We start from the raw sequence: 21314 nt of genomic DNA, 5'->3' as shown, positions 1-21314 counted from the left end.
GTCATGACGAAGGCCCAGCAGATCACCGACGTGCTCACCCACCACGGCGAAGGCTGTGGCTGGCACCCCGGCGAGCAGGCCGTGAAGTTCGTCGACATGCTGGCGGGCGACGTGCTGACGTTGCGCCCGGACGGCGGGGCCGACCGGCTGCACGTCGGTGCGGTCGCCGCAGCGTGGCGAGCCCGGGTCAGCGGCGGCATGGTCGTGGCCACCGAGCGCGGTTTCGCCCTGGTGGACACGAACGGCGCGGTCGAGTGGTCCACGCAAGCCTGGACCGACACGTCGGTGCGGATGAACGAGGGCGCCTGCGACCCGCTCGGCCGGTTCTACTGCGGTTCGATGGCCTACGACGCGCGCCCGGGCGCGGGCACCCTGTGGCGCCTGGACGCGGACCGTTCGGTGCAGGCGGTGGCCGATGGCTTCACCACCCCCAACGGCATGGTGTGGTCGCTGGGCGGCACGCTGGCCTACCACATCGACACGCCGACGGGCCGGATCGACTGCTACGACTTCGATCCCGAGCTCGGCCTGGTCGACCGCCGGCCGGTCGTCGAGGTGACCGGCGGCGATCCCGACGGCATGACCATCGACGCCGACGGCAACCTCTGGGTCGCGCTCTGGGGCGGCGGCGCCGTGCACTGCTACGCGCCGGGCGGCGAGCTGCTGCACGTCGTCGAGGTCGACGCCCGCCAGGTGAGCTCGTGCGCGTTCGGCGGCCCGGACCTCGACCGCCTCCACATCACCACCTCGCGGGAGGGCCTGGGCGAAGGCGACGATCCCAAGGCCGGTGCCCTGTTCGCCGCCGAGGTGGGCGTGCGCGGGGTGCCGCTGCGGCCGTTCGGCGGATGACCGCGAAGATCACCACCGACCTCGCCCTGGGCGGCCGGTGGACCGAACTGCACGTGGGCGGACGGGACTGGCTCTGGCACCGCGACGACTCCGCACGCGCCACCGCCCGGCCCGGTGACGCCTTCGTGGACGCGGGCGGGCTCGAGGAGTGCGTCCCGACCGTGCGCGGCGTTCCCGACCACGGTGCCGCGTGGACGCGGGCGTGGCACGCGGTGGACGACCGCACCGCTTCGGTGCGAACACCGGACTTCCAGCTGCGGCGCCGGTTCGAGGAACTCCCGGACGGGATCGAGGCCGCGTACCGGCTCACGGCCGAGCCCGGGTACCGGTTCATCTGGGCGGCCCACGCCTTGCTCGACCTCTCCACGCGAGCGCGGCTCGCGTTGCCCTACGGCGTTTCCGTGCGCGTGTTCCCGGAAGGTGCCGACCTGCTGGACCGCCCGTGGCCGCCGGACGCCCGGTATGCCACGACCACGTGGCCGGACTGCGGCGGCATCCCCATGCACCGCCTCGGCCCGTCGGACAAGACGGCGGTCGGGGCGATCGCCGTCGACTGCGAGCACGTCTCGGTCCACGACAACGGCGACAAGCTCACGATGACCCTCACCGCCGACGAGGGCGTGCGCCGCTCGGTGGCGCTCTGGCGCAACCTCGGCGGCTTCCCGCCCGACGGGCCCTACCGCAGCATCGGCGTGGAGCCCATGCTCGGCGCCGTCTTCGACCTGGCCGAGGCCGAACCCGACGACGCCGTCACCGTGCCGTCCGCCGGCGCCGTCGAGTGGGCCCTGCGCATCACTGGATAGGTTGGGTGATCGCGTCCGGCCCCCTGGAACCGCCATCGAGGAGCTCTGATCAGTACAGTGGTGGGCATGGGGCGGGATCCGGTCTTGTTGCGCGTGCGGTTGCTGCTCGCGCTCTTCCTGCCTGCCCTGTTCGTCGCGCTCCCCACCGCGAGCGGCTTCGGTGGCCTCGGTGGCATCGCGACCGCGCTGACCGCCGGCTTCGCCGCCGCGCTGGTCGTGGCCGTCGTGTTGCAGGTGCGCCTCGGCGTCGAGACCAGGCCGTCCGCGGTGCGGACCCTCAGCCTGCGTGAACGCGCCAAGCTGACGGTCTTCCTGCGCTTGCGCGACCCCGACGCGCGCGGGCGCACCCGACCACGAGCTCCGGGATTCGGCAGCGCGGCTGCCTGATCTCTTCAACGAAGTAAGGCAGTCGCTCCCGTCTGCCCATGTCACCACGCATGAATCCTGGAGCGACCCTTGTTCGACATCTTCCTGTACCCGGTTTCGGCCATCCTCTGGTTCTGGCACAAGGTCTTCGGCACGTTGCTGAGCCCCGACAGCGGGGCGGCCTGGGTGCTCGCCATCGTGTTCCTCGTCTTCACCATCCGCGCCGTGTTGATCAAGCCCGTGCTCAGCCAGTTGCGGGCCGGGCGGCGCAACCAGAAGCTCGCCCCGCAGGTGAAGCGCATCCGCGAGAAGTACAAGAACGATCGCCAGCGGATGGCCCAAGAGATCCAGAAACTGCACGCGGACAACGGCACCAGCCCGTTCGCGGGGTGCCTGCCCGCGTTGCTGCAGATCCCGGTCTTCCTGAGCCTGTACTGGGTGCTGCGTGACTTCAAGCCTGGTGCCACGAGCAACCACGTCTTCGACCACGCGGGTGTGACGTCGTTCCTCAACGCGGACCTGTTCGGCGCGAAGCTGGGCAACTGGCTGAGCCAGCCCGCGGCGGAGCTGGCCTCGTTCGGCACCGACCGCCCGCACATGCTTGCCGTGGGCATCCCGCTGATGCTGATCGCCAGCACGGCGACGTTCCTGACGATGCGCATGTCGCTCAAGCGGCAGGCGGACGTGAACCCGCAGGTGGCGGGGCTCAGCCGGGTGATGATGTACCTGGCTCCGCTCGGCATGCTCGGCTCCGGCCTCTTCTTCCCGGTGCCCATCGGGTCGCTGCTGTACTTCCTGGCCACGAACACCTGGACGTATGTCCAGCAACACGTCCTGACCGCGAAGATCGACCGCGAGGAAGCGGCCAAGGCGAAGGCCCCGGCCCAGGCCAAGCCGAAGGTCACCGCCCCGCGCCCCGGCCAGAAGCCCAAACGCCGCTGAGCCCCGGCCGGCGGCAGGAATCAGCAGCCTCGCCGGCGAGGCCAGGTCGCGCGCAACGAGAACCACCAGCGAGCCAAGCCAACGGGGCGGTGCTGGGTTCGGTTTGACACGGGGCAGACCAGCTAAATCCGCCCAGTCAAATGATCCAGCGTATTGGTTCGAGTCAGCAACCGATCAAGCGCATCATTCCGATTGTCCAGCGACAAACGAGCCCCCCGCGAAGTCACCAACCGATGCACGGTCAGCAACACGGACAACCCCCAAGAATCGCAAAACCGCAATTCCGCACAGTCGATCCGCAGCTCCCGCACCTCGGCCGTGGCCGAGAGCCACTGACCCACCGCGCTCAGCAGGACGTCACCGCTCCCGTAGTCCAGCTCGCCGTCCAACCGGAGCCGTCCGGCCTCGGTGTGCGGGCTGTGCCACGTGCAGGTCAGGCTCCGGTGATCGGTCATGCGCGGACTTCGCGTCCGGCGACAAGAGACGCCAGCGCGGCTCCCGCCTCCCGCAGCATCGCCGTCGCGCGGGGGAAGTCCCGCAGTTCGGCGCCGAGCAACTCGAGCGAGGGCGGCAGCGCGGTGGCGGGCACGGCGCGTGCCTCGAGGATCTCCGCGGTCCACAGGATGAAGGAGGTGAACAGCGACGAGTCGCCGGTGTACACGGCGGTGGCCAGGAAGTCGACGATGTGCGCGAGGTCCTCGGCGGTGTGCTGGTGCTGCAGGTCGGTGTAGTCGCGCATCGCCGGGATGCGGTCCTCCAGCCCCGTGTACATGGCCTGCACCAGCTGCCGGTTGCTGCGCGAGATCATCGTGTATTCCTGGTCGGCCAGGTGCGGCAGGTCGTCGATCGGCTGGTGCGCCTCGTGCGGGCGGGGGAGCGGCTCGGCCAGCCGGTCCGCGGCGGCCCGGGCGTCCGGCGCCCACGCCTGCGCCCCGAACTGCCTGGCGTAGCGCCCGTCCGGGCCGAACGCGGCCCCGCCGGCCATCACCGGGATGCCCGCGGCCTGGCACGCCGTGATAGTGGCGTGCGCGGTGGGCAGCCGGGTCGCGATCGACCCGGAGAGGGCGACCGCGTCGGGGCCGGTGCGGTGCAGGTGCGCGATCAGGTGGGGCCCGGGCACCTGCGCGCCGAGGTAGTCGATCCGGAAACCGCGCAGCCGCAACACTTCGGCGAGCAGCCGGGCGGGCAGTGCGTGCCACTCACCGTCCACACAGGACACGGTGATCCGGCCCCTGGTCGGCTCCGGGAACCGGTGCACGTGCGCCAGCGCGGCGATCGCCCGGTCGTTGATCGAGGTCGCGGCGTGCTCCTGGGCCACGGTGAGCCGGTTGCCGGCCCATTCGATGCCGACCCGCCGCTGCACCGCGCCGATCACATCGAGCAGCAGGGCCTCGGGGTCGATCCCGGCCCGGTACCCGTCGAGCACGCTGCCGACCGCCGCGGTCTCGTCCCCGTCGGCGACCGCGGCCCACAACCGCTCCGCGTACTCGTCGACCTCGGGGACGACGGCGATGGTGGAGCCCATGGGGCCTGTCTACCCCTTCCCGATGCGCCCCGCACGGTCAGGGGGCGCGGTGATGGCGACCAAGGCCATGTCGTCGTGGTGCCCGGCGCCCACCCACTGCGCGGCACGCATGTGGACGTGTTCGGCGAGGGCGTCGGCGGGCATGCCCGCGCAGTGCGCCAACGCCTGGTGCAGCCGCTCATCATCGAACATCGTGTCCCCGAGCGGGCCGCCACGGGCCTCGGTGATGCCGTCGGTGTAGAGCAGGCAGGTCTCGCCGGGCGCGAGGAGCACCTCGGCGGTCGTGGACTCGACCTCGGGCAGCACGCCGATCAGGTGGCCGTCGATGCCCACCGCCTCGACCTCGCCGCCGGCCCGCACGACCAGCGGAGCCGGGTGACCCGCACACGTGACGCGCAACCGGACGCCGCCGCCGTGACGGACAGCGGAGACCAGCACCAACGTGACGAACATCGTGTTGTCGCGGTCGTAGAGCGCGCCGTTGAGCAGGCTCAGCATCTGCTGGTGGTCGTGGGCCATCGGCAGCAGCGCGTGCAGGGTGCTGCGGATCTTGCCGGTCAGCACGGCCGCGGTCAGGCCCTTGCCGCACACGTCGCCGAGCACCGTGAGCGATTCGACCTGGTCGGCGCCGGGATCGCCGACGACGTGCACGTCGTAGAAGTCGCCGCCGACCCGGTCGAACTCGCGGGCGGCGTGGTAGCGCCCGGCGAACTCGACGCCACCGACCCGGCGCAGCGTGGGCGGCAGCAGGTCCCGCATCAGCGTCTCGGTGATCGACGCCTGCTGCGCGTACATCCACGCGGCCGACATGGCCGCGCCGCAGCGCGCCGCGAACAGACCGGCCACCACCTCGTCGTCGGTGAAGGCCGTGCGCCCGGCGCGGCCCAGCAGCACGAGCGCGCCCGCGGGCACGCCGTGCCCCGGCAGCGGGATGACCATGATCGAACCGACCTCGGTCATCCCCTCGGGCAGCAGCCAGGCCGGGGCGGCGGCCGGGTCGATCCAGCGCGAGGGCACCGGCGGGTAGCCCTGCATCGCCTCGGCCAGCCCGGGCAGGTCCTCCGGGTCCACGGCGAGCAGGGCATGGACCGGTTCGCCGCCATGCACGCAGAACACCGCGGGCAGCCGGTTGCGGCTCTGCGGCGCCACCACGACGGCGGCGTCGGCGAGGTGGGTGGTGGCCAGCTGCGCGGCGGTCTCCATGCTGCGCTCGACGTTCAGCGACGCGGTCAGCGCCTGCGCGGTCTGGCCGAGGAACTCCGTGCGGCGCTGCTCGATCCGAAGGGCGCGCTGCGCGTCGCGGAGCGCGGTCACGTCGACCAGCCACCACATGGTGGTGCCATCCGGGCCAGGCGCCGGCTGGGCCTCGAAGGTGCGCTCGCCGACCCGGCCTTCGACTGGGCCTTCGACTGGGCCGGGCCGCGTGACGTGGGCGGCGGCCAGCCAGCTGGTCGACAGCGGGGCACCAGGCTGCTCGTCCGGCAGTGTGTCGGCGGCGAGGTCGTTGACGGCTTCCACGACGCCGTCGGCGTCGACCATGAGGGCCGCACAGGGCGCCGTGCGCCAGTGAATATCTGACAAATCGCCTGGGACTAGCCTCGCCGGCCCCTCACCTCTCCCCGAACCTGGTTGCGACAGCGTGCTTTCTTCCAGGTTTCCGCACGACGGGGCACGAAATCAAGCCGTCCCAGCTCGATGTGCTGGACCGGCGGTCAGTCGACGATGGCCGCGCTTGCCGCGGCGGGGGCGGCCGGGACCGGCTCGACGGCGACGGCGGGCGTCGCGGCCACGACGGCGTGCACCACGTCATCGCTGGCCAGGAACTCCTTCATCGTCCGCTCGCGGCCGTAGCGGTGGCGCAGCCACAGGTACGCGGCGAACGCGCCCGGTCCGAAGAAGGTCTGCGCGGGCACCACCACGTCGGCGCGGGCGTCGATGAAGTTGATCAGCAGGGGCGCGGTCGCCGGGATGACGGCGCCGAAGACCACGACCACGACCATGGCGAAGCGGGCGGCGGAGCGGCCGTAGGCCTTGAACGCGGCGGCCACGAAGAGCGAGTAGATGAGCAGGTCACCCAGGCCGAGGGTGGCGTTGAACAGCCCGAGCCGGAAGCCGAACGACGGGTCCAGCGGGTAGCCGAGGAAGTCCTGCGCCAGCTCGTTGGTCAGCGGGGTCACGGCGGTGAACACCAGGTCGTACACCGCCAGCAGCAACGCGAACCGGGCCACGTGCTTGAGCCGCATGCCGCCCTGCACGTAGAGGTTCGCCACCGCGCACGCGCCGAGCACCACGATGACGCTCGTCTCGACCCAGTACAGCTGCCAGCCGAGCACGGTGCCGAGCATCGTGCGGGCCATCCAGATGTTGGCGCCGAGCAGCAGGCCGATCCCGGCCCACAGCAGGCCTTGGTTGCGCACCACCGGCCGGTAGCCGATGGACAGCGACGCCATGAACGTGATCGCCAGGAACGTGGTCAGCGCCCAGTGCGCGAGCACGACGTACAGCGTCGGCAGCAGCGCGAGCACGCACAGCAGCACGGCGATGTCGCGGCCGTTGAACACGCCGACCGCCGGGCGCTCCAGGCGCACGCGGCGCAGGTAGAACAGCGCGAGCACCGTCGTGACGACGGTGCCGCCCACCGCGACGAAGAGCTCGAAGACAGTTGTGAACACCAGGTCGTCGGCCATGTCACGCTCCCGCGGCGAAGGTCAGCTCGTGCAGGTCGGTGCGCAGCGGCCGCAGGCCGACGGCCTCGCTGTCGGGCACCAGGGTCAGCTCGGCCACGTCGAGGCCGTGTGCGGCGAAGTGCGCGCGGGCGTCGGCCTCGGAGAGCCCCGCCACCGCGGACGTCGGCAGCGCCAACCGCAGCCGTCCACCATGGACACTCGCGCGGTAGCGGCCGGGCCACGGCTCGCTGGGCAGCGCCTCGACGGCCTCGGTCAGCTGCCGCCCGGTGACCACCTCGCCGCCGGCGCGCAGCAGGTGGTCGGCCTTGCCCAGCAGCGGGCCGCACGCGGGCAGCGCCGACACCTCGCAGGTCAGCGGCTCGTCGGGCAGCAGCCGCACCACATCGCGGGTGTCGTAGCGGAAGACCGGCATGCAGTCGCGGTAGGGGAAGAACGGTGTGATCACGACGGTCGCGAGCGCGCCGGGCCGCGCGGGCTCGCCGGTGTCGAGGTCGAGGTACTCGACGTAGCCGGTGTTGATGTCGTGGTGCAGGTGGCCCTGGCCGCAGGTGCGCGCGGTGACCGGGATGACCTCGGTCATGCCGAAGGAGTCCGAAATGGACTCGACGCCGAACTGCGCGTAGGCGGCCTTCTTGAGGCTGGGGGAGAGCACCTCGCCGCCGACCTGGATGCGCCGCAGCGGGAAGTCGTCAGGCCCGAGTCCACGCCGGCGCGCGGCCACCACCAGCTCGGCGAGGTAGCTCGGGTACGTCGCCATGATCGTGGCACCGCCCGCGGTCAGCCCGTCGAGCGCGCTGTCGGGCGGGACGATGCCGAGCACCCGGCACCCCGCCCCCGCGAGCCGGCAGGAGCCGACGTCGAGGTGGACCGCTGCGGTGGCCCGCGAGCTGGAGTGCACCTGCATGATGTCGGTGGGCCGCAGCTCGTCGCGCAGCACGGCGGACAGCGCGCCGAGACCGGCCCACAGGTCGATCTCGTACTTCGACAGCCACACCTCGGCGGGCTTGCCCGTGGTGCCGGTGGTGCGGGTCGTCAGGTGCACCTCGGTGTCGGCGCAGCGGAACTCGGCCGGGCGCTCGACGAGTTCGCTCTTCACCGTGACCGGGATGGCGCCCAGCTCGTCGAGCTTGAGCTTGCCGGGCGTGATGCCCGCGGCGGCGAAGCGCCGCTGGTAGAACGGGGACTGCTGGGCCAGGCGCGCGGCCGTGCGCTGGATGCCCCGGGTGGCGAGGTGGTCGCGGGCCTCGGGATCGGCGAACGGGCCGTCCACCAGCTGCTGGACGTCCGCGCCGGGCTCGCCGAACTCCTGCAGCGTCGCGAGCGCGTCGCCGACCAGCCTGGCCAGGTTGCGGGTGTTCAGGCGTTTCCCGCCGACCATTCCCAGCGCGAGGCGCAGCTGCCGGATGCCGGTCTCGAACATGCTCGCTTCCCTTCGCGAGTCCGGACCCGGGTGTCGTCACGTTCGCGGCGACACCCGGGTTCTCATTTTCAGAACTGAGCACCGGCCACTGCGGAGAACAGCACCGCAGTCAGCGAGCCCAGCACGTAGCGGACGTGCTTCACGCTGCTCTTGACGGTCGTCATGGCAAACCTCCCTTCACCAAGGTCGAGTGTGAGCGGGGGCCTTTGTGGGTGGTGGTCAGCAACCGCCGCCACCACAGCAGTCGCATTTCTCCACGACCACTTTCACGGTCATCAGCGGGTGCACCGAACACGTGATGAAGTACGTGCCGGGCGTTTCCCACTTGCCGCTCGTGTACGAGGTGTTCTCTTCCATCAGCCGCCGGTAGTCGATCGGGACGGCCGGGTTCGAGTCCTGGATCCGGCCGCCCTTGCCCAGGCCGATGATGTGGATCCAGCGCGAGTTGTTGGTCAGCGTCAGCGTCTGGCCCTGCTTGATGGTCACCGCGTCCTGGGTGAAGACCTCGTGGTCCATGCCGATCGCGCCGGTGGCCGGGGCCTGCAGCGCCGCGCCCGCCGCGGGCAGGAGCACGCCGGCCGCGATGAGCGGCACGGCGAAGAGGATTCGGGGGATTGGCATCTACTTGGCTCCCGCCCGGACGGCTGAATCGACGATGTGAAACGGACAATAGCGACGAAATCCCGTCGGCTCGCGTCCATTCGGGCGTACCGGAACCGATGCATTCGCGGGGTGCGCGTGAATTGGCACAGTGACCTCCCGTGTGCACGCAGCATTAATCGAACGCCCGTTGCGCTGAATGGGTTAGACGCCGTTCTCGGCGACGAAAACGTGAGGGATCGTAAACACAGTTTTCCCAGTAGATCAAGCAAAAGAATTCTTGGTGGCGGACCGTATTCGGCCGGGTACGAAAAGGCTCCAAGACCTTTTTGAACAGAAGAAACGAACTCTGACGGCGTTTGATTATTCACTGACTGCGCTGGGGGTGTGGCCGCCGACGTGACCCGAGCGCCCGCCGGGCCTCTACCATGGGCGGATGGTCGAGCACGTGGAACACCTCGATGTCGTGATCGTCGGGGCCGGGCTGTCGGGGATCGGCGCGGCGTGGCACCTGCGGGACGCGTTCCCCGGCAAGTCCTATGCCCTGCTGGAGTCGCGTCAGGCGATGGGCGGCACGTGGGACCTCTTCCGCTACCCGGGCGTCCGGTCGGACTCCGACATGCACACCCTCGGGTACCGGTTCCGGCCGTGGCTGGACGCCAAGGCCATCGCCGACGGCCCGTCGATCCTGTCCTACATCCGGGCCACCGCCGAAGAAGCCGGGATCGACAAGCACATCCGGTACGGGCACAAGGTGACCGCGGCGTCCTGGTCCACTGAGGACGCGCTGTGGACGGTCGAGGCGGTCACCGAGACCGGTGACGTCAAACGGTTCACGTGCGGCTTCCTGTTGTGCTGCAGCGGTTACTACCGCTACGACCGTGGCTTCACACCCGAGTTCCCGGGCGCCGAGGACTTCGCGGGCACGATCGTCCACCCGCAGAAGTGGCCCGAGGACCTCGACCACACCGGCAAGAACGTCGTCGTCATCGGCTCCGGCGCCACCGCGGTCACGCTGGTGCCGGCCATGGCCGCCGATGCCGCGCACGTGACCATGGTGCAGCGGTCGCCGACCTACATCGTGGCGCTGCCGTCGAAGGACGCGATCGCGAACCGGCTGCGCTCGGTGCTCGGCCCGCGCCGCGCCTACGGCGTCACGCGGTGGAAGAACGCCCTGATGCAGATCGTCACCTACCAGCTCAGCCGGCGCCGGCCGGACGTCGTGCGCCGGCTGCTGCGCAAGCTGACGATCAAGGCGCTGCCGCCCGGCTTCGACGTCGACACCCACTTCAACCCGGTCTACAACCCGTGGGACCAGCGCCTGTGCGTGGTGCCGGACGGCGACCTGTTCCGGGTGCTGGCGCGGGGTGAGGCCTCGATCGTCACCGACAAGATCACCCGCTTCGACGCCACCGGCGTGCAGCTCGAATCGGGCACCCACCTCGACGCCGACGTGATCGTCACCGCGACCGGCCTGGACCTGCAGGTGTTCGGCGGGGCCACGCTGACCGTGGACGGCGAGCCGGTCGAGGTCAGCAAAGCGTTGACCTACAAGGGAATGATGCTCGCGGACGTGCCGAACTTCGCGTTCACCATCGGCTACACCAACGCGTCGTGGACGTTGAAGGCCGATCTGGTGAGCGAGTTCGTCGTGCGGGTCATGAAGCACATGACGGCCACCGGCAAGCGCATCGCCGTCCCCGTGAACGACGACCCGACGCTGGAACGGCGGCCGCTGCTGGACTTCGCCGCGGGCTACGTGCAGCGCGCCCTGCACCGGCTGCCCCAGGCGGGCTCGCGCAAACCGTGGCAGATGGGCATGAGCTACGTCCACGACGTGGTCGCGCTGCGCCACGGTCCCCTCGACGACGGCGCCATGCGGTTCACCGACCCCGTGGCCGCCCGGTCGAGCGTGGGCGCCACGGAAGCCGGATGAAGGCAACGTCACATGTGAAACTGGGCGGCTCCTTCCACCGGCTCTTCGGTGCCACGCTCGTGTCGGCTACCGGCACCGGCATGCACGCGGCCGCGTTACCGCTGCTGGTCCTTCAAATCACCAGTAGCCCCATGGCGTTGAGCCTTGTCGTCGTGGCGGTCGAGATTCCCTGGGGGTTGGTTTCGCTGCCCGCCGGTGTCGTGGTGGATCGACTGGACCGCCGGTCGTCCTGGCCACCCCGACCGCGGCCACGGCGGCGTTCTTCGCCCGCAGCATGGACGTCGACCCCGCGGACCTGCTCCCGGAACTCAGGTGCCCGGTGCTCGCCCTGTTCGGCGACGCCGACGACTCGATCCCGGTGGCCCTCAGCGTCGACCGGATCGCGGCGGCGCTGCCGGACGTGGCGGGGCACGGCATCACGGTCTTCCCCGGCGCGGACCACGGCCTGTTCACCGGTGCGCCCAGCCCGGACGTCGCCCGGCGGGACCAGCTCGTACCGGGGTTCCTGCCCATGCTCAAGGCGTTCCTCGGCTAGAACAACGGGCTGAAGTTGGTCCAGCCGGTGGACAGGGCAATGCCGGACGCCAGCCGGCCGGTGGTTCCCGGGTACAGGTACAACGTGCCGGTGGCGGCTCGGACGGCGATCAGGTCCGGGTGGCCGTCGCGGTTGAAGTCACCGACGCCGGTGAGGTCGCGCATGCTCGTCCAGCTGCTGCCGATGACGACGCCGGACGCGACGCCGGGGCCCCGCCCGGAGTACCGGTAGAGCGCGCCCGTGGAGTTGTTGCGGGCCAGCAGGTCCGGCTTGCCGTCGGCGTCGAGGTCACCGATGCCGGTCAGTTCGCCCATCGCGTTCCAGCCGCTGCCGATCTTGACCTTGGTGCCGAGGCTGGTGCCGTGCCCCGGGTACAGGAACAGGTAGCCGGTGGCCGACTCGACGGCCAGCACGTCGGGGTAGCCGTCGCCGCTGAGGTCGCCGATCGCGGTGATCTCCCGCATGCCGTTCCAGCCCGTGCCGATGCGGATGCGGGTGGTCAGCCCGGTGCCGGTGCCGGGGTAGAGCCACAGGTAGCCGGTGGTCGACTCGCGGGCGATCACGTCCTCGTGCCCGTCGCGGGTGAAGTCGCCGAAACGGATGATCGTGGGGTAGTTGCCCCACCCGCTGCCGATGCCGACCCGGTTCCCGACGTTCGTGCCGTTGCCCGCGTAGAGGTACAGCTGTCCGCTGGTCTTGTCGCGGGCGATCAGGTCGGTCCAGCCGTTTTCGTTGAAGTCGCCGAACGTGGGTGCGGGCAACGGCTTGACGTCGACGTAGTCGTTGTCGATGTTGATCGTCACGCCGCCGTAGGTCTCGTCGTGGCCGCCCGCGTACTGGTGCATCCGCCGGTTCGGCGTCCAGTAGCCGGCCGGGATCGCCGAGTTGTCGGTGGTGGCGAGGCCGTCGTAGCGGGCGAAGTAGAGGTAGTCCGGGCGTGGCCGGGAGGTCGAGTTGTAGTCGGCCACGAGGTCGGCGACGCCCGAGGCGAGGCTCGAGTACACCACCGAGAAGTAGCCGCGGTCGTGCAGCCGCGACGTCCACGCGCCGAGGAAGTCCAGCACCGCCGTGGTGCACGCGGCGTTGCCGGTTTGGTAGGCCTCCATGTCGAAGATCAGCGCGCTGCCGCGGCCCAAGCCCAGTGCCGACGCCGCCGTCACCGCGCTGTCGGCCTCGGCCCGGCCCTGCGCGGCGGCCTGCGCCGGGTCGATCCGGTTCGGCTTGGTCGACGTGGTGCACGGCGCCTGCAGGCCGAAGTAGATCGGCAGCAGGTGCCAGCCGCCGGCCTGCTGGTGGGTCACCCACGCGGCGGTCAGGTTCGGCTGGGTGCAGCCGCGGTTGCTGCCCCCGAAGTAGATGCCGACGGCCCGGTAGGGCGACGCGAGCCAGGCGTCCATGGCGGCCGAGCTGGGTGCGCTGCACGCGTCGAACCCCCGGCCGGTGAACGCGACCGGGGCGGGTGCCGCCGCCGCGGGCACCGAGGCCACGGGGGCCAGCAACGCCAGCGAGGCGATCACCAGCAGTGCGACGGCTCTCATCGTTTCGCCTCTCGACGGTCCTGCCGCAAGTGCAGCCGCTCGACCGCCCCGCGTGGCAGGGCCATTCGCCCTGGACCTGGGGGAAAACGATCGAAGATTGCCCGGGCGGCCGACGTGGTACCTGGTTCACGTGGAGGGACAGCTGCAATGGATCGGCCTGGTGCGCCACGGCGAGAGCGCCGGCAACGTCGCACGCGAGCAGGCGGAGTCGGGTGGGCTCGACGAGATCGACATCCACGAGCGCGACGCGGACGTGGCGTTGACCGAGCTCGGCGAGGACCAGGCCCGTGCCGTCGGCCGGTGGCTGGCCGGTGCGCCGAGGCCGGACATCGTCATCGCGTCGACCTACCGGCGTGCGTCCGACACCGCGCGCCTGGCGCTCGACGAGAGCGGCGTCGAGCGCGAACTGGTGCTCGACGAACGCATCCGTGACCGCGAGCTGGGTCAGCTCGACCTGCTCACCTCGCGCGGGGCCGCGAGCAAGTACCCGGACGAGCAGGCGCGCAAGCGTCGGCTCGGCAAGTTCTACTACCGGCCGCCGGGCGGGGAGTCGTGGGCCGATGTCGTGCTGCGCGTGCGGTTCCTGCTGGACGAGCTGCACCGCCGCCACCCGGGCGGCCGCGCGCTGCTGTTCGCCCATGAGATGACCGTGTTCGCCTTGCGCTACATCCTCGAAGGCGTTCCGGAGCGGGACTTGCTGGACCACGCGGCGGAAACACCGGTGCCCAACGCGTCGGTCACGGCGTGGGAGGCGGACGGGCCGCGCTACCGGCTGGCGCTGGCCCAGCACATCGACCACTTGCACCGCGAAGGTGCCGAACCCACGGTGGATGATGAACCAGGCTCCCGGATCGCCTGAGGCGACCGTCGTCACGCCCGCGCTGTTGCGTGAGTGGCGGCACAAGACGTCGCCGCGCCAGACCGCGCTGGTGGTCGGCGGTGCGGCGGCGGCGCCCGGTGCGGTGATCCTGGCCGGGACCGCGGCCCTGCGGGCGGGTGCGGGCACCTTGCAGCTCGCCACCGCCGCCCGGCATGCGAGCGCGGCCGGCCTGAGCGTGCCGGAGGCGATGGTCGTCGCGTTGCCGGAGACCGACGACGGCGCCGTATCGCGCACCGGCGACGAAACCCTCGCGTCCTATTTGGACGGCGCCCGGGTGCTCGTGATCGGTCCGGGACTGACCGATGTGGACGAAACCGGGGCGCTGCTCGAACGGCTGCTCCCACGCGTGCACGAGGATGCCCGCGTCGTGCTGGACGCCTACGCGCTGGGCGCGCTGAGCCACGACCCCGCGCTGGCCAAGCCCGTCCAGGACCGGCTGGTGCTCACCCCGAACACGACCGAGGCCGCCTACCTGCTCGGTTGCGACGAGGACGACCTGCCCGACACCCCGGTGGCCGCCCAGCGGATCGCCGAGCGCTATCGGGCCGTGGTGACGCTGATGAGCTGCACCGCCGCCCCGGACGGGGCGCTCTGGGTCGACGGTTCGGGCCACATCGGCCTGGCCACCTCGGGCAGCGGCGACGTGCTGGCCGGGCTCGTCGGGGGATTCCTCGCCCGGGCCGGGAGCCTGACCCAGGCGACGTGCTGGGCCGCGCACGTCCACGCCGTGGCGGGGCAGCGGCTCATCCCCGGCCGGGGCCGGGTCGGGTTGCTGGCGCGCGAACTGCTCGACCAGATCCCGATCGTGATCGCCGAACTCAGCGGCTGACCGGTTCAGCCCTCGAAGCGCAGTCGCCCCAGCAGACGGTCCACGACGTCGGGGAGCGGCTGCTTGCCCGGCTCCTCGAGCCACAGCACGCTCGCGGTCCGCACCACCGTCAGGAACGTCGACGCCATCAGCTGGGCCGTCTCGCGGTCCAGGTCGTGCCCGCGGCGGATCAGGACGGCGGCGAGGTCCTGCTCCAGCGTGATGTGGTCGCCGGCCTGCCGGGCCAGCAACGACGGGTGGCGGCGCAGCAACCGCAACTGCGTGACCCACTCGGGATCCGGCGTGGCCTGGGCGCGGTAGAGCACGCCGGTGGCCGCCCGCAACGCCTGCCACGGCGGTTCACCGGCCGGCCTGCCCTCGACCAGTGCCACCAGCTCCGCGGTCCGCTCACGGTCCGCGTGCAGGATCGCATCCTCCTTGTTTGCGAAGTAATTGGAAAACGTCCGGCGTGAGACGCCCGCATCGTCGGCGATGTCCTCGACGGTCACCCCGTCCAGCCCGCGCTCCACCGCCAAGCGCAGCGCGGCCTCGTGCAACGACTGCCGCGTCGCCGCCTTCTTGCGCGTGCGCAGCGTGTCCAGGGCCTCCGCCATGCGCGCCAGCCTATCGACGAGCTCTACTTCTCATCTCGCAGATTCGCGTTGTGCGCAGCGGTATCGCGCCCGACGAACTCGGCGGAGTACTCGGCGAAGATCTCGGCGAGGACCCGCCGCGGTTCCGGCGCACCGCCCGGGTTCTGCGCACACGTGATGAGCGCCTTCCACAGCGCCCACCCGCGGCCACGCGCCCAGGTCGCGTCGTCCACGGACAACCGCTCGCGGAACGCCTGCCGCCCGTCGGCGGTCAGGAGCGTCCACGCGACCGCCATGTCACAGGCGGGATCGCCGACCCCGCAGGTCCCGAAGTCGATGACCGCGGCCAGCTCCCCGTCGTCGAGCAGGAGGTTGCCCTGCGCGACGTCGCCGTGGAACCAGCGCGCCACTCCGTCCCAAGGCGCATCCACGGCGGCCTGCCAGATCTCGCGTGTGAGGCCCACATCGATGTGCCCCGCCAGCGTCGCGAGCGCGCGGTGGGTTTGCTGTTCGTATGTGCGCACGGGCGCGCCCCGGAACCAGTTGTGCGTGCCCGGCAGGGGACCGTCGGTGGGGTCGATGTCCTGCAACGCGGCCAGGAATCCGGCCAGGTCGATCGCGAACCGGACGGGGTCGGCGATGCGGTCCGCGGTCGCGGGCACACCGTCGATCCAGGCGTAGACCGACCACGGGAGGGGGTAGTCCGCGCTTGGCCGGCCCTTGGCCAGCGGAACGGGGATGGGCAGCGGCAGGCCGGCCGCCAGCACCGGGAGCCACCGGTGCTCCTTGTCCACCGCCAACGCGTACTCGGCCGCGCTGGGTAGCCGCACCAGCATCGTGTCGCCGAGGTGGAAGGTCCGGTTGTCCCAGCCGCTGTTGGCAACCGGCCGGACCGGCAGGTGAGCCCACTGGGGGAACTGGTCGCGGACGAGCCCGCGTACCTGCTCGGCTTCGACGGTGATGCGCTGGGGCACGGGACCGACACTGCGCGTGCTGCTCACCTGCGGCATCCTGGTCCGGAAAGGATGTTGGGACAACGCAATTAACGGGGGAGCTGCTGCGTGAGGCGCGTGATCGCAAGTCTGGCCGCTTTGGCGATGGTCACCGCGTGTTCGCCCGGCAGCGCCGGATCCGCGGCCACCGACGCGCCGAGCACGGAAACCACCGTCTCGACGAGCAGCGGCACCCTGCACGGGCGCACAACGGCCACCGCGCGGGAGTTCCTCGGTGTGCGGTACGCGCAGCCCCCGACGGGCCAGCGGCGCTGGACTCTGCCCCAACCCGCGCCCGCGGCCCCCGGCGTCGTCGACGCGACCAAGGCGGGACCGGCCTGCCCTCAGGCGACCGCGGTTCCCGGCTCGCAATCGTCCACTTCGGAGGATTGTCTCTTCCTCAACGTCACCACGCCGTACTCGCGGCGTGCGGGGGAGAAGCTGCCGGTGATGGTGTGGTGGCACGGCGGCGGGTTCACCTCCGGCGCCGGCGCCGAGTACGACGCACAACGCCTGGCCGCGCGGGGCAACGTCATCGTCGTCACCGTCAACTACCGCCTCGGCGTGTTCGGCTACCTCGGCCTGCCCGGCTTGGCCGGCTCCGGCGACTTCGGGTTCGCCGACCAGGTCGCGGGCACCAGGTGGGCCAAGCAGAACGCCGCCGCGTTCGGCGGCGACCCGGACGACATCACGGTGTTCGGTGAGTCGGCCGGAGGCATGTCGGCCTGCGCGTTGCTGACCTCACCCGCCGCCACCGGTCTCGTGCAGCGGATCGCCATCTCGTCGGGGACGTGCGGGCTGCACTGGCCGGCGGGCGGGCTCTTCCCCGGCCTGCCCGACGACACGCCGTACAAGCCGTTGGCGGCCAACGAACAGAACGGCCTGGCGGCGGCGAAGACGCTGGGCTGCAAGCAATCCGACCCGCTCGCGTGCCTACGCGGGCTGCCGGTGGACGCGTTGGTGAAGATCGGCGAGCGCTTCACCAACCAGCTGGCCTACGGCACCGAGCTGCTGCCCATCGAACCGGTGAAGGCGGTGCAGGAAGGGAAGATCGCCGCGATCCCGGTGCTGTCGGGCGGCAACCGCGACGAGCACAACTCGTTCGTCGCCGGGGCGGTAGCCGCCGACCCCAAGGCCATCACCGCGGCGACGTACCCGACGCTGGTCAGGACCGCGTTCGGGGCGAGCGCGCCGAAGGTGTTGCGGCGCTACCCGTTGACCAGGTTCGGGTCGGCGCCGTTGGCCTGGGCCCGGGTGGTCACCGACAGCGCGTGGAGCTGCCCGACGCTGGCCGGGGACCGCGCGATGGCGGCCCGGACGCGGGTGTACGGCTACGAGTTCGCCGATCCGCGACCGCCGAACGTCAACGGCAGCAAGGACCCCGCCTTCGCCCACAGCGCGGCGCACGCCACCGACCTGCCGTACCTGTTCGATCTTGGCGGGCACAACCTGCTGGACGGCCAGGGGCAACATCGGCTGGCCGACACGATGATCGCCTACTGGAGCAGCTTCGCACGCACCGGCGTCCCGACCGCACCGGGCGCGCCCGCGATGCGGGCCATGACGCCGACCTCCAGCTCCGTGACCGCTCTGGCCCCGGGCACGACCGGCCCGGACGACACCTCGGCCCGACACCAGTGCGCGTTCTGGCAGACCGTCCGGCGTTGACGGACCGGGGGCTCAGGCGAACCCGCCTGAGCCCCCGGCGCCTCAGCTGATCTTGAAGTTTTCCGCCGTCGGCGAGTCGTTCACGCGGTCGCCGACCCAGCGGACGATGGCGTCCACCGCGTCCGCGACCGGCACGCCGTTGATCTGCGTGCCGTCCCGGAAGCGGAAGGACACCGCGCCGGATTCCACGTCCTTGGCGCCGGCGAGCAGCATGAACGGCACCTTCTGCGTGGTGTGGTTGCGGATCTTCTTCTGCATCCGGTCGTCGCTCATGTCGACGTCGACGCGGATCTGCTTGGCCCGCAACGCCTTCTGCACACCCAGCAGGTGATCCACGTGGTCCTGCGCGATCGGGATCCCGACCACCTGGACCGGCGCGAGCCACGCCGGGAACGCGCCCGCGTAGTGCTCGGTCAGCACGCCGAAGAACCGCTCGATCGACCCGAACAGCGCACGGTGGATCATCACCGGCCGCTTGCGGGAGCCGTCGGCCGCGGTGTACTCGAGCTCGAAGCGTTGCGGCAGCATCAGGTCGACCTGGATGGTCGACATCTGCCAGGTGCGGCCCACCGCGTCCTTGGCCTGCACCGAGATCTTCGGCGCGTAGAACGCCGCGCCGCCGGGGTCGAGGACCAGGTCGAGCCCGCTGTCCTCCGCCGCCGTGCGCAGGGCCTGGGTGGCCTCGGCCCACTCCTCGTCGGTGCCGATGTACTTCTCGTCGTCGCGAGTGGACAGTTCGAGGTAGAAGTCGTCGAGACCGTAGTCGCGCAGCAACTCCAGCACGAAGTCGAGCAGGCGCTTGATCTCGTCGACCATGTCCTCGCGCGCGCAGTAGATGTGCGCGTCGTCCTGCGTCATGCCACGCACGCGGGTCAGGCCGTGGATCACACCGGACTTCTCGTACCGGTAGACCGACCCGAACTCGAACAGCCGCAGCGGCAGTTCCCGGTACGACCGCCCGCGCGAGCCGAAGATCAGGCAGTGGAACGGGCAGTTCATCGGCTTGAGGTAGTAGTCCTGGCCGGGCCTGCGGACCGTGCCGTCCTCGTTGTACTCGGCATCGAGGTGCATGCCGGGGAACATGCCGTCCTTGTACCAGCCGAGGTGCCCGGAGGTCTCGAACAGCGTGCCCTTGGTGATGTGCGGGCTGTAGACGAACTCGTACCCGCTCTCGGCGTGCCGCTGGCGCGAGTAGTTCTCCAGCTCCTGGCGGATGATGCCACCCTTCGGGTGGAAGACCGCGAGCCCGGAGCCGATCTCGTCGGGGAAGCTGAACAGGTCCAGCTCCGCGCCCAGCCTGCGGTGGTCGCGCCGCTCGGCCTCGGCCAGCAGCTCCAGGTGCTTGTCCAGCGCTTCCTGCGACTCCCATGCCGTGCCGTAGATGCGCTGCAGCTGCGGGTTCTTGTCGTCGCCGCGCCAGTACGCGGCGGCCACCCGGGTGAGCTTGAACGCCGGGATGTGCTTGGTGGTCGGCAGGTGCGGGCCGCGGCAGAGGTCGGCCCAGACCTTGTCGCCGGTGCGCGGGTCGAGGTTGTCGTAGATGGTCAGGTCACCACCGCCGACCTCCATGACCTCCTCGGTGTCCACAGTGGAATCGCCGGACTTGAGGTCGACGAGCTCCAGCTTGAACGGCTCGTCCTTGAGCTCTTCCTTGGCCGCGTCGAGCGAGTCGAACACGCGCCGGGAGAACCGCTGCGAGCCCTTGATGATCTGCTTCATGCGCTTCTCGAGCGCCTGCAGGTCCTCGGGCGTGAACGGCTTGTCCACCTGGAAGTCGTAGTAGAAGCCGTCGCGGATCGGCGGGCCGATGCCGAGCTTGGCTTCCGGGAACTGCTGCTGGACGGCCTGCGCGAGCACGTGCGCGGTCGAGTGCCGGATCACCGCGCGCCCGTCCTCGGTGTCGGCGGCGACGCCCTCGACCTCGGCCTCGGCGTCGGGCGCCCAGGACAGGTCACGCAGCTTGCCGTCGGCGTCGCGGACCACGACGACCGCGTCCGGACCCTTGGTCGGCAGCCCCGCCTCCCGGATCGCCGTGCCCGCGGTAGTGCCCGCCGGAACCACCACGCGCGGCGCGGGTGCGGCGGATGCGGGCCTGATCTCGGACACGGGGACTCCTTCGAAGGTCTGGATGCAACGCTGGGCGTAACTGTATCGACCAGCTCAGACGCGAGTCCTGCGGGTTTAGGCGGCGAACAGCTCGGCGAGGTCGTCCGCGCGCAGGGCGGCGGTGGTCCCGATCAATTTGCCCGCCGGTGTGGGCAGCGTGATGCGCACGCACGTGCTGGCCTTGCCCGCGATGTCGACCTTCGCGCCGGGCAGGATCTCCGACCACGGCTGCTGGCGGGTGGTCTGCCCGTCGGCCAGCTGGCTGATCGCGCGTTGCTGGAGCTGGACGGCGAGGTCCGCGCCCGGTTCGGCGCAGATGACCTCGGTGGCGTCCTTGGGGGTGGTCGCGCGGACCCCCGAGGCCACCATGAGCTTCGAGGGGCCGACGGCCATGATGTGGGCCGAGAGGACGTCGCCGAGACAGTCCGCGAGGTCCTGGAGGGCGGGGTCGTCGGCGAGGGTGTCGTCGCCGGGGTCGGTGACCCAGCCGAGGTCCTGGTTGGGGGCGTAGGCGAAGGAGCCCTTGGCGGTGCGCAGCTTCGTGAACTCGTTGAGCGGCACGACGCCCGCCATCGGCCCGTCCACGCGCAGCTCGTCGTCCCCGCCGCTGCTCCAGTTGGTGCTGTCGTCGTCGCCGCTGTCGCGGTGCACACCGCGGTCGGCGAGCCGTTTGTTGACGGCGTCGACGTCGTAGTCGCCTTCGACGAGCCCGGCCCACTGCGGTGGCACGCCCACCCGGATGGCTTTGTGCATGCCCAACAGGTCGAGCCCAACGCCGTCCTTGATGGGGATGCTGTACTGGGCGAGGTTGCCGAGGCCGGTGCCGAGCAGGGAACGGGTCCGGTCCGGTGCCGCTTCGGCCAGCTCGCGCTGGCGGTCGAGATCCCCGTATTCGACGGACATCCGGCTTTGTGGCGTGGCCTTCACCTTGCCGAGCATGGCAAGCAGACCCGTCGCCGGCTTTTCATCAGACGAACACCCGGCCAGCAGTCCTGTGAGGACGACCGCGACCGCCATCACCGCCCCAACACGCCTGTTCACGCGCAGCAGCGTACGTCGTCGGAAA

20 protein-coding genes and 1 pseudogene are annotated in these 21314 nt (G+C 70.8%); 10 read left to right on the top strand and 11 right to left on the bottom strand.

Going from position 1 to position 21314, the window contains the following annotated elements; genetic code table 11:
* The first annotated feature begins 3 nt into the window (after positions 1–3).
* The 4 genes from EV186_RS12540 (at position 4) to yidC (ending at position 2960) form a co-directional block, all read left to right on the top strand.
* Positions 4–849, top strand: a complete 846-nt coding sequence (locus tag EV186_RS12540; RefSeq protein WP_133849393.1) for an SMP-30/gluconolactonase/LRE family protein — start codon at positions 4–6, stop codon at positions 847–849.
* Positions 846–1652, top strand: a complete 807-nt coding sequence (locus tag EV186_RS12535) for a hypothetical protein (RefSeq protein WP_133849392.1) — start codon at positions 846–848, stop codon at positions 1650–1652. The genes EV186_RS12540 and EV186_RS12535 overlap by 4 nt, the downstream gene beginning before the upstream one ends.
* A 66-nt stretch (positions 1653–1718) precedes the next feature.
* Positions 1719–2039 (top strand): DUF6412 domain-containing protein, encoded by a 321-nt coding sequence (locus EV186_RS12530; protein WP_133849391.1) that lies wholly within the window; start codon positions 1719–1721, stop codon positions 2037–2039.
* Between the two features lie 69 nt (positions 2040–2108).
* Positions 2109–2960, top strand: a complete 852-nt coding sequence (gene yidC / locus EV186_RS12525) for a membrane protein insertase YidC (protein ID WP_133849390.1) — start codon at positions 2109–2111, stop codon at positions 2958–2960.
* A 122-nt stretch (positions 2961–3082) separates the two neighbouring features.
* Here yidC and EV186_RS12520 read toward each other — a convergent pair whose 3' ends face one another.
* The 6 genes from EV186_RS12520 to EV186_RS12495 all read right to left on the bottom strand — a co-directional run bounded on the left by EV186_RS12520 (position 3083) and on the right by EV186_RS12495 (position 9213).
* Positions 3083–3415 (bottom strand): STAS domain-containing protein, encoded by a 333-nt coding sequence (locus tag EV186_RS12520; RefSeq protein WP_133849389.1) that lies wholly within the window; start codon positions 3413–3415, stop codon positions 3083–3085.
* A complete protein-coding gene (locus EV186_RS12515; protein WP_133849388.1) occupies positions 3412–4485 on the bottom strand; it encodes a cobalamin B12-binding domain-containing protein in 1074 nt (357 codons plus the stop codon). The genes EV186_RS12520 and EV186_RS12515 overlap by 4 nt, the downstream gene beginning before the upstream one ends.
* Positions 4486–4494: 9 nt before the next feature.
* Entirely contained in the window at positions 4495–6024 is a 1530-nt protein-coding gene (locus tag EV186_RS12510) for a PP2C family protein-serine/threonine phosphatase (protein ID WP_133849387.1), read from the bottom strand.
* Positions 6025–6197: 173 nt separating this feature from the next.
* The gene (locus EV186_RS12505; protein WP_133849386.1) at positions 6198–7172 is read right to left on the bottom strand and encodes a hypothetical protein; all 975 of its coding nucleotides are present in this window, start codon (positions 7170–7172) and stop codon (positions 6198–6200) included.
* A 1-nt stretch (position 7173) separates the two neighbouring features.
* Positions 7174–8592, bottom strand: a complete 1419-nt coding sequence (locus EV186_RS12500; protein ID WP_133849385.1) for a phenylacetate--CoA ligase family protein — start codon at positions 8590–8592, stop codon at positions 7174–7176.
* A gap of 219 nt (positions 8593–8811) precedes the next feature.
* Complete coding sequence (locus EV186_RS12495) at positions 8812–9213, bottom strand: cupredoxin domain-containing protein (RefSeq protein ID WP_133849384.1); 402 nt, start codon at positions 9211–9213, stop codon at positions 8812–8814.
* A gap of 415 nt (positions 9214–9628) precedes the next feature.
* On the opposite strand from EV186_RS12495, the gene EV186_RS12490 reads away from it, so the two are divergent.
* The 3 genes and pseudogenes from EV186_RS12490 (at position 9629) to EV186_RS12480 (ending at position 11663) form a co-directional block, all read left to right on the top strand.
* A complete protein-coding gene (locus EV186_RS12490; RefSeq protein ID WP_133849383.1) occupies positions 9629–11128 on the top strand; it encodes a flavin-containing monooxygenase in 1500 nt (499 codons plus the stop codon).
* Positions 11125–11343, top strand: a pseudogene (locus tag EV186_RS40475) (MFS transporter); the annotation flags it as partial. The gene EV186_RS12490 and the pseudogene EV186_RS40475, both read left to right, overlap by 4 nt.
* Positions 11298–11663 carry a dienelactone hydrolase family protein gene (locus EV186_RS12480; RefSeq protein WP_133849382.1) on the top strand — a complete coding sequence of 122 codons (366 nt, stop codon included), beginning with the start codon at positions 11298–11300 and terminating at the stop codon, positions 11661–11663. The pseudogene EV186_RS40475 and the gene EV186_RS12480, both read left to right, overlap by 46 nt.
* Here EV186_RS12480 and EV186_RS12475 read toward each other — a convergent pair.
* A complete protein-coding gene (locus EV186_RS12475) occupies positions 11660–13201 on the bottom strand; it encodes a glycoside hydrolase domain-containing protein (RefSeq protein WP_133849381.1) in 1542 nt (513 codons plus the stop codon). The two genes, EV186_RS12480 and EV186_RS12475, sit on opposite strands and share 4 nt — an antisense overlap.
* 130 nt (positions 13202–13331) lie before the next feature.
* On the opposite strand from EV186_RS12475, the gene EV186_RS12470 reads away from it, so the two are divergent.
* Complete coding sequence (locus tag EV186_RS12470) at positions 13332–14060, top strand: histidine phosphatase family protein (RefSeq protein ID WP_133849380.1); 729 nt, start codon at positions 13332–13334, stop codon at positions 14058–14060.
* Positions 14035–14910 (top strand): NAD(P)H-hydrate dehydratase, encoded by an 876-nt coding sequence (locus EV186_RS12465; RefSeq protein WP_133850217.1) that lies wholly within the window; start codon positions 14035–14037, stop codon positions 14908–14910. The genes EV186_RS12470 and EV186_RS12465 overlap by 26 nt, the downstream gene beginning before the upstream one ends.
* A 5-nt stretch (positions 14911–14915) precedes the next feature.
* On the opposite strand, the gene EV186_RS12460 is transcribed toward EV186_RS12465, so the two are convergent.
* The gene (locus EV186_RS12460; RefSeq protein WP_133849379.1) at positions 14916–15503 is read right to left on the bottom strand and encodes a TetR/AcrR family transcriptional regulator; all 588 of its coding nucleotides are present in this window, start codon (positions 15501–15503) and stop codon (positions 14916–14918) included.
* Positions 15504–15526: 23 nt separating this feature from the next.
* Positions 15527–16483 carry an aminoglycoside phosphotransferase family protein gene (locus EV186_RS12455; protein ID WP_243753995.1) on the bottom strand — a complete coding sequence of 319 codons (957 nt, stop codon included), beginning with the start codon at positions 16481–16483 and terminating at the stop codon, positions 15527–15529.
* Between the two features lie 60 nt (positions 16484–16543).
* Here EV186_RS12455 and EV186_RS12450 point away from each other — a divergent pair, with 60 nt between their 5' ends.
* Entirely contained in the window at positions 16544–18142 is a 1599-nt protein-coding gene (locus EV186_RS12450) for a carboxylesterase/lipase family protein (protein WP_133849377.1), read from the top strand.
* 42 nt (positions 18143–18184) lie between these two features.
* Here the strand turns inward: EV186_RS12450 and thrS are convergent, their stop codons facing one another.
* Together thrS and EV186_RS12440 are read right to left on the bottom strand one after the other, a co-directional pair.
* Entirely contained in the window at positions 18185–20206 is a 2022-nt protein-coding gene (gene thrS / locus EV186_RS12445) for a threonine--tRNA ligase (RefSeq protein WP_424982806.1), read from the bottom strand.
* 117 nt (positions 20207–20323) lie between these two features.
* Positions 20324–21289 (bottom strand): hypothetical protein, encoded by a 966-nt coding sequence (locus tag EV186_RS12440; RefSeq protein ID WP_133849375.1) that lies wholly within the window; start codon positions 21287–21289, stop codon positions 20324–20326.
* Between the last annotated feature and the right edge of the window lie 25 nt (positions 21290–21314).

The organism is Labedaea rhizosphaerae, assembly GCF_004362825.1.
GTDB lineage: Bacteria > Actinomycetota > Actinomycetes > Mycobacteriales > Pseudonocardiaceae > Labedaea > Labedaea rhizosphaerae.
Note: the sequence above shows the minus strand (reverse complement) of the source record. Positions and strands in the feature narration are given on the sequence as shown.

Excerpts from the sequence above, each read along its gene's own strand:
- EV186_RS12540 (WP_133849393.1), top strand. The coding sequence starts at position 4 with ATGACGAAGGCCCAGCAGATCACCGACGTGCTCACCCACCACGGCGAA.
- EV186_RS12460 (WP_133849379.1), bottom strand. The coding sequence starts at position 15,503 with ATGGCGGAGGCCCTGGACACGCTGCGCACGCGCAAGAAGGCGGCGACG.
- EV186_RS12515 (WP_133849388.1), bottom strand. The coding sequence starts at position 4,485 with ATGGGCTCCACCATCGCCGTCGTCCCCGAGGTCGACGAGTACGCGGAG.
- EV186_RS12500 (WP_133849385.1), bottom strand. The coding sequence starts at position 8,592 with ATGTTCGAGACCGGCATCCGGCAGCTGCGCCTCGCGCTGGGAATGGTC.
- EV186_RS12510 (WP_133849387.1), bottom strand. The coding sequence starts at position 6,024 with ATGGTCGACGCCGACGGCGTCGTGGAAGCCGTCAACGACCTCGCCGCC.
- EV186_RS12495 (WP_133849384.1), bottom strand. The coding sequence starts at position 9,213 with ATGCCAATCCCCCGAATCCTCTTCGCCGTGCCGCTCATCGCGGCCGGC.
- EV186_RS12505 (WP_133849386.1), bottom strand. The coding sequence starts at position 7,172 with ATGGCCGACGACCTGGTGTTCACAACTGTCTTCGAGCTCTTCGTCGCG.
- EV186_RS12535 (WP_133849392.1), top strand. The coding sequence starts at position 846 with ATGACCGCGAAGATCACCACCGACCTCGCCCTGGGCGGCCGGTGGACC.
- EV186_RS12520 (WP_133849389.1), bottom strand. The coding sequence starts at position 3,415 with ATGACCGATCACCGGAGCCTGACCTGCACGTGGCACAGCCCGCACACC.
- EV186_RS12465 (WP_133850217.1), top strand. The coding sequence starts at position 14,035 with ATGAACCAGGCTCCCGGATCGCCTGAGGCGACCGTCGTCACGCCCGCG.
- EV186_RS12475 (WP_133849381.1), bottom strand. The coding sequence starts at position 13,201 with ATGAGAGCCGTCGCACTGCTGGTGATCGCCTCGCTGGCGTTGCTGGCC.
- EV186_RS12490 (WP_133849383.1), top strand. The coding sequence starts at position 9,629 with ATGGTCGAGCACGTGGAACACCTCGATGTCGTGATCGTCGGGGCCGGG.
- EV186_RS12530 (WP_133849391.1), top strand. The coding sequence starts at position 1,719 with ATGGGGCGGGATCCGGTCTTGTTGCGCGTGCGGTTGCTGCTCGCGCTC.